General features: G+C 44.6%; 9 protein-coding genes. 6 read left to right on the forward strand and 3 right to left on the reverse strand.

From position 1 onward, the window contains the following. Window positions 1-7: 7 nt before the first annotated feature. From BLS64_RS05075 to BLS64_RS05100, 6 genes are all read left to right on the forward strand, one after another. A complete protein-coding gene (locus BLS64_RS05075) occupies window positions 8-1,048 on the forward strand; it encodes a glycosyltransferase (protein ID WP_093112435.1) in 1,041 nt (346 codons plus the stop codon). Continuing rightward, window positions 1,008-1,967, forward strand: a complete 960-nt coding sequence (locus BLS64_RS05080) for a YbbR-like domain-containing protein (RefSeq protein ID WP_093112436.1) — start codon at window positions 1,008-1,010, stop codon at window positions 1,965-1,967. The genes BLS64_RS05075 and BLS64_RS05080 overlap by 41 nt, the downstream gene beginning before the upstream one ends. Further along, window positions 1,964-2,548 carry a dephospho-CoA kinase gene (coaE, locus tag BLS64_RS05085; protein ID WP_093112437.1) on the forward strand — a complete coding sequence of 195 codons (585 nt, stop codon included), beginning with the start codon at window positions 1,964-1,966 and terminating at the stop codon, window positions 2,546-2,548. The genes BLS64_RS05080 and coaE overlap by 4 nt, the downstream gene beginning before the upstream one ends. A 72-nt stretch (window positions 2,549-2,620) precedes the next feature. After that, window positions 2,621-4,192, forward strand: coding sequence for a sensor histidine kinase (locus BLS64_RS05090; protein WP_093112438.1), 1,572 nt, complete (start codon window positions 2,621-2,623; stop codon window positions 4,190-4,192). A gap of 3 nt (window positions 4,193-4,195) precedes the next feature. Continuing rightward, the gene (locus BLS64_RS05095; RefSeq protein ID WP_093112439.1) at window positions 4,196-4,918 is read left to right on the forward strand and encodes a response regulator transcription factor; all 723 of its coding nucleotides are present in this window, start codon (window positions 4,196-4,198) and stop codon (window positions 4,916-4,918) included. Window positions 4,919-5,051: 133 nt separating this feature from the next. Beyond that, a complete protein-coding gene (locus BLS64_RS05100; protein WP_176763431.1) occupies window positions 5,052-10,292 on the forward strand; it encodes an HYR domain-containing protein in 5,241 nt (1,746 codons plus the stop codon). Here BLS64_RS05100 and miaA read toward each other — a convergent pair. From miaA to BLS64_RS05115, 3 genes are all read right to left on the reverse strand, one after another. Further along, complete coding sequence (gene miaA, locus BLS64_RS05105; protein WP_093112441.1) at window positions 10,289-11,200, reverse strand: tRNA (adenosine(37)-N6)-dimethylallyltransferase MiaA; 912 nt, start codon at window positions 11,198-11,200, stop codon at window positions 10,289-10,291. The genes BLS64_RS05100 and miaA overlap by 4 nt on opposite strands. After that, the gene (locus BLS64_RS05110) at window positions 11,193-12,023 is read right to left on the reverse strand and encodes an ion transporter (protein ID WP_093112442.1); all 831 of its coding nucleotides are present in this window, start codon (window positions 12,021-12,023) and stop codon (window positions 11,193-11,195) included. The genes miaA and BLS64_RS05110 overlap by 8 nt, the downstream gene beginning before the upstream one ends. 65 nt (window positions 12,024-12,088) lie before the next feature. Then, on the reverse strand, window positions 12,089-13,462 hold the full coding sequence (locus tag BLS64_RS05115) for an exonuclease domain-containing protein (RefSeq protein ID WP_093112443.1): 1,374 nt from the start codon (window positions 13,460-13,462) through the stop codon (window positions 12,089-12,091). Window position 13,463 lies beyond the last annotated feature (1 nt).

The raw sequence follows: 13,463 nt of genomic DNA on the forward strand, positions 1-13,463 counted from the left end.
TTGTGCTATGAACATTACCTACTCTTTCATTATCCCGGTCTACAACAGGCCAATTGAGATAAAGGAACTCCTGGAGAGCATGCAGGAACTCAGGTTTAATGACCCTTTTGAGGTGGTCATTGTAGAAGACGGTTCTAGCGACCCTTCAGAAGATATAGTAGAGCAGTTCACAGATGTGCTTAGCATTAGTTATTACAAAAAGCCGAATTCCGGTCCCGGCGATTCCAGGAACTTTGGAATGAAAAAGGCAAAAGGCAACTATTTTCTCATTTTGGACTCAGACGTCATTTTGCCTCCTTACTATCTTACTGAAGTAGATAAGGCCCTGAAACAGCATTTTGTACACTGTTTTGGAGGCCCCGATGCCGCGCATGGCGATTTTTCTCCCGTGCAGAAAGCCATCAATTACTCCATGACCTCTTTGCTTACTACCGGCGGAATCCGCGGGGGAAAGAACCAGGTGGGAAAGTTTCAGCCGCGCAGTTTTAATATGGGACTTTCAAAAGAAGCTTTTGAGGTTTCCGGAGGTTTTGGAAGAATTCACCCCGGTGAAGATCCAGATCTTGCCCTAAGGCTTCAAAAATGCGGATTTGACACGGCTCTTTTTCCGGAAGCTTATGTCTACCATAAAAGAAGAATAGACTGGAATAAGTTCTATCTACAGGTGTATAAATTCGGTCTGGTGCGGCCTATTCTCAACAAATGGCATCCGGATACGGCCAAGATCACTTTCTGGTTTCCCACGGTCTTTTCCGCAGGGGCAATCATAAGTGTATTATTACTGCTGCTGGGCTGGCCGCTTCTGTTCAATTTGTACCTGCTTTACCTGCTGGCGGTTTTCGTTCATTCCCTGGTGCTTAACACCAGTGTGAAGATCGCAGCCTATTCTGTGTGGGCCGTGCTGGTGCAATTTTTTGGCTACGGACTTGGTTTCTGCCGTTCTACCTGCTATCTTAGGTTTTTTAATGAAGCCCCCGAAAAGAGGTTTCCGAGCTTATTTTTTCAAAATGGTAAAAAGACTGAAGACCTTAACCAAGAACCGGTTTAGAAAAACTAATTTTAATTCCTTTTTCTTTTTCCTGTTTTTTGCCGTTGTGATCTGGATCTTCGTTCAGTTTTCCAAACAGTACAACGAGATCGTTGATATTCCGGTGAGCTATATCAACATCCCGCCGGACAAGCTGCTGTCTCCCGAAAATCCCAAAACTCTTAAGCTGCAGATGGAAGAGAATGGTTTCAAAATAGCCTGGTTCTCTCTGTTTCCGCCCACCTTATTTGTAGATGTTTCCAAAACAGTTCAGGAGGACGGAAGGCTTCTTTACTTCATTGATGAAAACCGAAAAGAGATCCTTTCGCAATTGTCTATAGACTTTGAAGACAGCAATTTTGTGAAGGATGTGCTTACCATTAACTACCAGCAAAAGAAAGAGATGAAACTACCAGTGGTGAGCAGGATAGGAGTGGAGTATGCCGCGGGATATTCGGCTACAGACGCCCTTCAGCTTACACCAGATTCGGTAAGGGTGACCGGGCCTGACGTACTTCTGGATACGCTTACCAGGCTTTATACCGAAAAGATCGAATTGAAAAAGGTCAAGGAAGACATTGCGGGCACGGTAAGGATCGATACCGCCGGTTATAAGAACCTAACTGTTTACAAACCGATACTGAACTATTCCGTAGACGTGGAGAAATTTACAGAAGGAAGTGTACAGATCCCGATCGAGCTTATCAACGTGCCCAATAACCTGAATGTGGTGATCTTTCCGAAAGAAACCCTGCTCTTCTATAAAGTCGCTCTCAAAGATTACAATAAGGTTAATGCATCAGATTTCAGGGTAATTGCCGATTTTTCCCAACTGGAAGAAAAACAGGATTTCCTTATTCCGCAGGTTGTCAAGAAACCCGCTTTTACCAGTAATCTTCGGGTAAATGAGAAAAGGATCCAGTTCATCATCAAAAAATGAAAGTGCTCGGGCTCACAGGCGGCATAGGAAGTGGGAAAACCACAGTGGCCAATATGTTTCGGGAACTGGGTGTGCCGGTGTATATCGCAGATGATGAAGCTAAAAAGTTGATGAATTCTGATCCAGAGGTACGTGAACAGATCACTTCACTCTTTGGGGAAGCAGCCTACAACAACGGCATGTTGAACAGAAAACTCCTCGCCAGCCGAGTTTTTTCCGATAAAGAACTTCTGGAAAAGCTGAATGCCATTGTACATCCTGCTGTAGGAAAACACTTTGAGGAGTGGAAGAAAATTCAGACAGGTGTATATGTGATTTACGAAGCTGCAATCCTTTTTGAAAAAGGGGGGTATAGGAAGTGTGATAAGAACCTCATGATCACTGCTCCACTCGAGGTAAAGATAGCGCGTATAATGGCCCGCGACGGAAGTACCCGGAAAGAGATCCAGGCGAGAATGAACAACCAGTGGCCCGATGAAAAGAAGGCTAAAATGGCCGACTTCATCCTTAGTAATATAGATCTCGCTGAAACCCGTCGGGAAGTGCGAAAAATTCATCAAATGATGCTGAATGGCGCATAGAATCTGGGTTTCTTTTGTTAACTTTTGGTTAAATGGTTAAAAGGCTAAATGTTAAAATCATACTTTTGGGGTATGAACAAAAAGATATTTTTTCTTTTGGTGGTTCTCATGAGCCTCTCCCTTATAGGAATCATATTTGTTCAGGGTTATTGGATAAAAAACACCGTTGAAAGTAAAGAAGAACAGTTTTCTTTTAACGCCAAACAAATATTACGCAGGGTAGCCAATGAAGTTGAGAATAACGAACTTGAAAACTACTATTTTGCGTTACAGGACGTTGTGGACAGTCTGGGTGTTCAACCCGACAGTTCAATAATGAGTGAGATCTTTCAGGTGCAGCGCGATGAATTCTCTAACGAGGTGTATGTTTATTCGCACGGCATCATTGAGGAAGATTATAAACTTTCAACGGCTTTTTTGGATGCTTCTATTGATACGATACATTTCAAAAAGTTGATCAATAAGAAGGTTTCCAAGCTGGTTAAAAATGATACTCTGAACGAAAATTCGCTATCGACCCCCGGCAGGATAAACCGCATCTTCAGGATGAAAGATGTGGAGAAGGAGTTTATTCGTTCTACGGTGAGTGAGTATACCAGCAAGATCCCCATCCACAAACGTATTTCCAAAGGCCACCTGGAAAGCCTTATTGAAAGGGAGCTGAAGAACAGAGGCCTCAACACCTCATTTGAGTACGGAGTTTACGGGAATGGACTGGCAACCAAGGTAAGGTCTGAAGATTTTCAGCTGGATGCGAAAACAACATACAGAGTACCTTTGTTCGCTAATGATAACGGTACTAACGATTACCAGTTATTTGTGAATTTCACCGAAAAGAAGCAGGTAGTATTGTCCTCCATTACATTGATGGCTGCACTTTCTATCATTTTTACCCTCATTATCGTGATCGCCTATTCCAGCGCGTTATCACAATTAATAAGACAACGACAGATCTCAGAAATAAAGACCGATTTTATAAATAACATGACCCACGAATTTAAAACTCCCATAGCTACTATAAACCTGGCTTTGGATGCGATAAAAAATCCGAAGGTCATGAACGATCCCGAAAAGGTTTCCCATTACCACAGAATGATACGGGACGAGAATAAAAGAATGCATGCGCAGGTAGAGAATGTGTTGAGGATCTCCAGGCTGGAAAAGAACGAACTGGACCTAAGAAAAGAGCGGCTGGACCTGCATGAGCTGATAGAAGAGGCCATTACGCATATCGAACTAATAGTTGAAGACCGGCAGGGTTATATTCAAACCCATTTTGGGGCGCTTAAATCCTCGATTTTGGCTAACCCTACCCATTTTACCAATGTGATAGTGAACATTCTGGATAACGCGGTGAAATATTCACCAGACGAACCCAAGATCGACATCTACACAGAGAACGTGAAGAATTATATCGTGATGAAGATAAGAGACCAGGGAAGCGGAATGAGCAGGATGGTTCAGAAAAAGGTCTTTGAGAAATTTTATCGCGAACATACCGGTGATATTCACAACGTAAAAGGTCATGGTCTCGGCCTGGCTTATGTGAAGCGCATCCTGGACGACCATTCAGGGAATATCAGCGTGGAAAGCGAAAAAGGAAAAGGAAGTACATTTATAATTAAATTACCACTAATATCTTAATTTATGGAAACTGAAAATAAGAAAATCTTACTTGTTGAAGACGATCCGAACTTCGGAACGGTTTTAAAAGATTACCTGGCCATGAATGACTACGAGGTCACTCATGCCAAGAACGGAATGGAAGGATTCGAAAAGTTCAAAAAAGACGATTTTGACCTTTGTATCCTTGACGTTATGATGCCGTACAAAGACGGATTCACCCTGGCCAAAGAGATCAGGGAAAAGAACGAAGAGATCCCGATCATTTTCCTTACCGCGAAAGCCATGAAAGAGGATGTGCTTAAAGGATACAAAGTAGGGGCTGATGATTACCTGAACAAGCCTTTTGACAGCGAAGTGCTGCTCATGAAGATCAAGGCGATCATGCAGCGTAAAGCGACAGACAGCGTTGCGGACAGCAAGCAGTTCGAGTTCCAGATCGGGGATTTCCACTTGAACTCAAAATTAAGGTTCTTAACTTATAAAGATGAAGAGCCATCAAAACTTTCCCCAAAAGAAAACGAATTGCTGCGTCTTCTTGCCCTTCACGAAAACGATCTTATGCCTCGTGAATTGGCTCTTACCAAGATTTGGAGAGACGATAACTACTTTACATCCCGAAGTATGGATGTTTATATTGCCAAGCTTAGAAAATATCTCAAGAAAGATGAGAACGTAGAGATCCTCAACATTCATGGGGAAGGATTCAGGTTGGTAATTAGAAATAAGGAAGAAGCTCAGAGCTAAAAACCTGATCTTTCAGTTTCTAGCAGAACATTGTCACGGCAGGTAATGTCGTGATAATGTTTTGTATAGCATTAACATTTCCTTCACCTGCTCTTTCTGGGCTTTAACTATATTTATGTGTAACGTACACATAATGAGCAGGTGGCCCGGAAATCATTACAATTTTTCGTGTTATTGTCAGGCTTTTCGGGTCGCGACGATCGCCTTGCTTATTAACCTCACCTTCACAGCTGTTTCGACGGCACAAACTTCTCCTGATTATACCTGGGTCCAAAAGGCCGACCTGCCTACCGTTTCCGGTAGCAGCCTTAACATTGAAGATCTTACCTTGGCTGTCGCTATTGACAGCGACCAGAACATTTATACCCTTTCTCTTGAAAACGGGATCGATAAAAGAGATCCTGACGGAAATCTGATTCAGGAAAACCTTATTTCAGGCGACCTTCTTGATAGTCCGCGGGATATCGCTGTAGATGAAGATGGGTTCATTTATGTTGCCGATTACATCGCCAGCGGTAGTACTTTTACCGATGACGGAAAGATCAGGGTTTTTGATGCTGCGGGGAATTACCTGCCAGAAAAGACCATTTTTACCTCCTTTTACAGGCCTCTGGGATTGGATGTATCTGGAGATAAGGTTTTTGTTGCGGAATATTATGACGGCGAGCAAGGTCCGGAGCAGGGCAGCACCTTCAGCAGGGTCCGCATCTATGATAAAAATTCCAAGGCGATACTGCGGGAGACAAAAAATGTGGACATTCCGCTTCGAATCGCGGTGAATTCCGAAGGAAAAATATATGTGAGTCAGGCAGGAAGCGGGAATACCGGAACTCTCATCTTTGATAAGGATTTGGTCGCTTTAGGCAGGTTGCCAGACATTATTTCTCCCGGAAGTGTGATCGTTGATGCGTTGGATTTTGTTCACGTCATAGAATATGGCAGCAGGGTCAATTTTAGTGAATTCATCAATTTTGACAACCTGGGGCTTGTCGAGATCTCAAGTCTGGCAAAAGACATTTCTGACGGGGTGAAAAATGAAGAATTCTTCGTGAAGATTTTTGATCCTAATGATTCTTTTACCGGTATCATCCTTGAGCAGCTCGATTTTCCAGTTGATCTTGCTCAGAAAGATTGTGGTCACTTATATATCAACAACTCCGAGATCTTTGACGGGTCCTTTTGGGGCATGTATGTTCCTTCAAAACTGGAGTTTGACCTGGAGATCTATGAACGTATTCCTTCCATAGATGCGGCAGAAGCGCCTCATGTGGCCTGCCCCGCACCTATTCTGGTAGATCTTCCACCGGGTGAAAATACTGCCATAGTTACTTTTGATGCTCCCATTGCAACCGATCTTTGCGGGGCACAACTAAGTCAAACTGCAGGACTGCCTTCGGGCAGCAATTTTTCTGTTGGAGAACATATTATTGAATTTACTGCGGAAGACGCCACGGGAAATACATCTATCTGCAGGTTTACCATAATCGTTCTTCAAAATGAGGATCTGGAGCCGCCTCAGATCCAATGTCCTGAGGATGTAAATTTAGCCGCAGGTCCAACTGAATGCACGGCCAATGCAGAATATGACTTGCCGAAAGCCACAGATGATTCTGGCCAGGTAGAATTAACTTTGATAAGCGGCCCGGCGATTGGTGAAGCAATTGGAGTGGGAGAGTTCCCTGTAATATATCAGGCTAAAGATGCTGCCGGAAATATTGCTACGTGTGAATTTGCTATTACGGTAGGGGATGCTACCGCACCGGCCATTGACAATTGTCCAGGAGATCAGCAGGAGGTATTGGCTTCTGAAGGTTTTCTTTTGACAGATTATACTCGGGATCTGGTAATAGAAGATTGTTCTGAAGTGAGGGTAGAGCAGAACCCCGCTCCCGGAACTATTTTAAACGAGTCTGCTGAAATTTCCATTATTGCTGAAGATGAATTCGGGAACAGGTCTACATGTACTTTTCAGGTGATCCTCACTCCCGAAGAAGTGTTAGAAATTACCACTTGCCCTGGTGCTGAAACTTTGGTTTTGGAGGAGAATTGTTCCGCTATACTTCCCGATCTGAGAAGTGGAGTTGAGACAAATATTTTTTCTGAGATCACCCAGGAACCTGCACCGGGAACAGTGATCTCTGAAGAAACAACAGTTCGATTCACTGCGACAGATGCTAATGCCGACACGGACTTTTGTGAGATCACTGTTGATGTGGTAGACAGGTTATATCCTGAAATTACCTGTCCGGCAGACAAACAGTTTTCATTTGATCCGCAAGAAGGTTTTGAGGTGCCCGACTTCAGGAGTGAAGCTGAAGCCACTGATAATTGCACATTTGAACTGATCCAGGATCCGGTGCCGGGAAGCACGATCTTTTCTGATAGGATGATCATCATAACCGCAGTAGATGCTTCCGGAAATGAGACTTCCTGCGAGTTTGCCCTGGATGTTACCGAGGAAACTCCGGATCCGGTGGAGATCACTTCCTGTCCGTCATCGCTGGTGCTGGAATTGAGTGCGGCTTGCACAGCTGTTTTACCTGATCTTACTGCAGAAATTTCCACAAGTATAGATGCTGAAGTTGTCCAGGCACCTGCACCGGGAACAGTGATCTCTGAAAAAACTACCGTCCGTTTTACCGCTACAGATGCAAATGGGAATACTGATCTTTGTGAGATCACTGTAAGTGTAGCCGATAAGCTTAATCCTGAAATTACCTGTCCGCCAGACAAGCGATTTTCATTTGATCCGGCAGAAGGTTTTGAGGTGCCCGACTTCAGGAGTGAAGCTGAAGCCACTGATAATTGCGCTTTTGAACTGATCCAGAATCCGGTGCCGGGAAGCACGATCTTTTCTGATAGGTTGATCATCATAACCGCAGTAGATGCTTCCGGAAATGAGACTTCCTGCGAGTTTTCACTTGATCTTACCGAGGAAACTGCTGATCCGGTGGAGATCACTTCCTGTCCGTCATCGCTGGTGCTGGAACTGAGTGCGGCTTGCACAGCTGTTTTACCTGATCTTACTGCAGAAATTTCCACAAGTATAGATGCTGAAGTTGTCCAGGAACCTGCACCGGGAACAGTGATCTCTGAAAAAACTACCGTCCGTTTTACCGCTACAGATGCAAATGGGAATACTGATCTTTGTGAGATCACTGTAAGTGTAGCCGATAAGCTTAGTCCTTATTTAACCTGTCCGGCAGACAAACAGTTTTCATTTGATCCGCAAGAAGGTTTTGAGGTGCCCGACTTCAGGAGTGAAGCTGAAGCCACTGATAATTGCGCTTTTGAGTTGATCCAGGATCCGGTGCCGGGGACCAGGATCTTTACAGATAAGGTGATCTTTATAACTGCTAAAGATGCCGCCGGAAATGAGACCTTCTGCGAGTTTGCTCTGGATCTTACCGAGGAGACTGCTAATCCGGTGGAGATCACTTCCTGCGCGTCATCCCAGGTGCTGGAACTGAGTGCGGCTTGCACAGCTGTTTTACCTGATCTTACTCCAGAGATCACTACAAACATAGACGCTGAAATTACCCAGGAACCCGCACCGGGAACAGTGATCTCTGAAGAAACTACCGTCCGTTTTACCGCTACAGATGCAAATTGGAATACTGATCTTTGTGAGATCACTGTAAGTGTAGCCGATAAGCTTAATCCTGATTTAACCTGTCCGGCAGACAAGCGATTTTCATTTGATCCGGCAGAAGGTTTTGAGGTGCCCGACTTCAGGAGTGAAGCTGAAGCCACTGATAATTGCGCTTTTGAACTAGTGCAGGATCCGGCGCCGGGGACCAGGATCTTTACAGATAAGGTGATCTTTATAACTGCTAAAGATGCCGCCGGAAATGAGACTTTCTGCGAGTTTGCTCTGGATCTTACCGAGCAGACTGCTGATCCGGTGGAGATCACTTCCTGCGCGTCATCCCAGGTGCTGGAACTGAGTGCGGCTTGCACAACCGTTTTACCTGATCTTACTGCAGAAATTTCCACAAGTATAGATGCTGAAGTTGTCCAGGAACCTGCACCGGGAACAGGGATCTCTGAAGAAACAACAGTTCGATTCACTGCGACAGATGCTAATGATAATACGGACTTTTGTGAGATCACTGTGAATGTCGAAGATAACCTGGCGCCTGAAATTACCTGTCCTGGAGACACCGTGATGACCTGGAATGCTGAAGAGGGTTATGTTCTTCCGGATCTTACCGGAAATATTTCTGTAAATGATTGCGGAGAAGTCAGTCTGCTGCAGGAACCTGCACCGGGTACACTACTTCTGGCGGAACAAACCATTACATTTTCAGCAACAGATGCCTCAGGAAATAGAGCTGAGTGTAGTTTCTGGCTACATCTATCCGCGGAGGAGATCCTTAGCCTTAGCTGTCCCGATGAACAGCTGAGGGAGATAGGGGAAAACTGTGGGTATGTGATGGAGGATTTTTCTTCCGTAGCAACAGTGAATATGGAGAATGCCGTGATAAGCCAGGAACCTGCACCCGGAACTTTGGTCTATGAGAAAACGGAAATCACCCTTAATGCTACTGCAAAAGGGCAAAACACAAGCTGTTCTTTTTCTTTGGACCTCATCGACTCTCAACCTCCGAAGGCTCAATGTGTGGGAACATTTACTCTAACTCTGAACGAGCAGGGAACAGCCACCCTTAGCCCAGAACAATTAGATAACGGCTCCAAAGACAACTGCGGAATTATTTCCAGATCTCTTTCTAAAACCTCTTTTTCAACTGCTGACGTGGGAACGCAGACGGTGACTTATACAGTCGTGGATACCGAGGGAAATGAAAGCTCTTGTGAAACAGAGATCACGATACAAGCTTATAAAGAGGCTGACATTATTTGCGTGGAAGAGATCACCCTGCAACTCAATGCCGAACGGCGTGCGGTAATTGATCCGCGGTCGCTTTTTTCAGGAGGTACAGGTACAGTGCAGTACAGTGTAAGTAAGGAGGAATTCACCTGCGCCGATATTGGTTCACAGGTGGTTCAGTTTTCCTATACCACTCCTTACGATCAGGGAAATTGTGAGATACGGGTAACTGTGGAAGATCCGGATAGAAACTGCGAATTGATCATTGATGAACCCGAAGATCCGGGCCATTTCGTAATCATTAGTCCAAACCCGGGAAATGGGCTGGTCGAGATCTATTCTTCTGCTGATATTGAAATTGAACAGGCTAATGTTTTTGATATGCGCGGGCGGTTTCTGCTGGCACGAAATTTCTCTGAAGGCTCACCCCGGGAAAAACCATATTCGATTGATCTGCGAAAATATCAGTCGGGAGTTTACACTGTAGAACTGGAAACGAACAGCGGAAAATTCATTAGGCGGGCGATCATCAAAAATGACTAATCTTTTATTTTTTCTTTCAGAAAAGCGACGATCTCTTCATGGGGAGTGGTATATTCGAACCAGTTGATCTCCTTGTTTTTCTTAAACCAGGTGAACTGGCGTTTGGCGAACCTGCGGGTGTTCTTCTTGATCTCTTCCACAGCTTTTTCCAGGCTCCATTCGCCGTCAAGGTACCTGAAGATCTCTTTATACCCTACAGTGTTCAGCGCATTTAGATCTCGCTGCTCAAATAATCTTTTTGCTTCTTCCAAAAGACCTTCTTCCATCATTAGGTCTACCCGGCGGTTGATTCGGTCATAAACTATTTCTCTATCAGCTGTCAGTCCGATATAGACAGGTTCAAAAAAGCGTTTTGCAGTGGTATTTTTTCTGAAGGCGGAGTATGGTTTTCCCGTGCCAATGCAAATTTCCAGCGCCCTGATCAACCGGTGCGGATTTTGGATGTCTGCTTCGGAATAATAGTCGGGATCAAGCTTTTTCAGTTGCTCCTGAAGGCTTTCGATGCCTACCTCTTTTAACTGGGTATTCAGATCTTTCCTGATCTGCGGATCAACTTCCGGAAAATGATCAAGACCTTTGGTCACGGCATCAACATAAAGTCCGCTGCCGCCAACCATCACAACTTCCCGGTGAGTCTGGAACAGCTCTTCCAGTTTCTCAAGGGCATCACGCTCAAAATCGCCTACCGAATATTCTTCTGTTATGGAACGATGGTGTATAAAATGATGGTTTGCTTCAGAAAGTTCTGCAGGAGTAGGGGCGGCGGTACCAATGTTCATTTCCCTGAAGAACTGCCTGGAATCGGCTGAGATGATCTCAGTTGAGAAACTTCGGGCAAGGCTGAGGCTTAAGGAGGTTTTTCCAATAGCCGTCGGTCCAACTACAACGATCAGGTATTTTTTATTCATTCAGTTTATTTCCGCAGTTATGGCAGTATTCAGAGCCATCGATGTGTTTGTCTTCGGCGCAATAAGGACAGACCTGGGTGTTCACCGGTACCGTCTTTTCCCCGGCCTTTGAATATTCTGCGCTTACGATTCCGGTAGGAACAGCTATGATCCCGTAACCGGTGATCATGATAAAAGAGGCGATAAACCTTCCCAGGGGCGTGACCGGCGCGATATCTCCAAATCCCACCGTGGTAAGGGTAACGATACACCAGTAAATACTCAACGGGATGTTAGAAAAGCCGCTTTCTTCTCCTTCTACCAGGTACATTACAGTGCCTGCAATAATGGTTATGATTATTACCGCGAACAGGAAGACCAGGATCTTTGGCCGGCTGTGCTTTAGTGCTATGGAGAGTTTATTGGCTTCTCCAATGTAACGGGCGATCTTCAGGATCCTAAAGATTCGCAGGAGTCTTAAAGCTCTCACGGCGAGCAGAACATTGTATCCTCCCATGAAAAGAGTAAGGTAGGTTGGGATGGTGGAGATGAAATCTATGATCCCATAGAAGCTGAAAATGTACTTTTTCGGCTTTTTTATCGTTATTATCCGCAGAATATATTCCACGGTGAAAATGATGGTAATGACCCATTCGGTGATGTAGAGGTACTCGAAATATTCGGCATTGATGCTTTTCACGCTTTCCAGCATGACCACTACAATGCTGAGAAGAATTACAAAAAGCAGGACCAGGTCAAATGCCTTTCCAGCAGTAGTGTCGGCTTCATAGATTATCTCATGAAGTTTACGTTGCCAGGGTGATGGTTCAGGATCTGTTGCCAAAAGGTTGATTCTATAGAGTAAAAATAGAGATTTTATAGAAACTCACCTTTTGAAGTGGGGAAATTTTATTCTACAGTATCCAGGGTAATGATCTTAAGCTTGTTGTTCTTTCGAAGATAGCTTTGAATAATGTGCTGGGCATCACGGTCGCTTTTCATTGGGGTGATAATAGATTTGATGATGTCCATGTTATTCAGCTGGTAGTTGAGATTGAAATAACCTATACCCTTGAATTGGCCTTCTTCCACTAGCAGCGCGCTTTTTTCATCAACATCCCTTCCGCGGTCTATTACCAGCATATTTTTATTGGTGTAGCTGTATTTATCAAGCATTTCCCTTACCCGCGCATTATATTCCTCTGCAGGTTCCTCGCCAATACAGGCACCATTACAGGCCTTCAAACTATGATTGAAACAGCTTCCGGTGCCCGTTTTTATACTGGTAAGACGCTGGCACAGGGAATACTCTTCGACGATGGATTGCATCATGGCCTTCGCCTGGTGCATATTGGTGAACGTGGTCACGTTCTTCTTACGGCCATCTGCCTTTCCTATCTTTAGATTGATGTAGCCATCTTCATCTGTGGATTGATAAAGGGCATAAGAGAAGATGGTTTTAGTAAGGGCCTTGTTATACTTTGGCTTGTTCCTTTTGATCTCTTCATTCTCCTTCAAAAGGGCGTTGAGCTCGTTTCCCGTAGCTTCAAAACTAACAGATGCCACCTCTTTCTGGAGCTCCCGGCTTTTCCTGTTTTCACTGGTAAAATGCTGGTTCACCCTTTTTTTGATGTTCTTGCTCTTACCAATGTAGATTATTTCGCCTTCAGGGTCGTGCAGGTAATAAACTCCCGTGATAGAGGGCAGTTCTTCTACTAACCTTATGAGCTTGGTGTCCATTTGGTTCTTTGGCGTATTGCGAACGGAGTTTTTCAGGATCTCTTTATCTGAATCTTTTGCCAAAAGCATCTTGAACAACTTGACCGTGGCCTGTGCATCGCCACTGGCCCGGTGACGGTCGCTTAACGGAATTCCCAATGCACGCACCAGTTTTCCCAAACTGTAAGAATTTTGTCCCGGAATAAGCTTTTTTGAAAGCTCTACTGTACAAAGACTTTCGCGTTCGAAATCAAATCCGAGCCGCCTGAACTCTGTTCTGAGAATACGATAATCGAATTTGGCATTATGAGCTACCAGAATGGTCCCGTCAGTGATCTCCACTATGCGTTTTGCCACCTCGTAGAACTTGGGCGCGTTGCGAAGCATTTCGTTGTTGATCCCGGTCAATCCCACCACGAACGGCTGAATAGGGATCTCGGGATTTACAAGGCTTATGAACTGGTCTACAACTTTTTGTCCGTCGAACTTATAGACAGCGATCTCGGTAATCCCTTCCTCATTATACTTTCCGCCGGTAGTTTCTATGTCTACAATCGAATACAAA

It is taken from the genome of Salinimicrobium catena (assembly GCF_900102915.1).
GTDB lineage: Bacteria > Bacteroidota > Bacteroidia > Flavobacteriales > Flavobacteriaceae > Salinimicrobium > Salinimicrobium catena.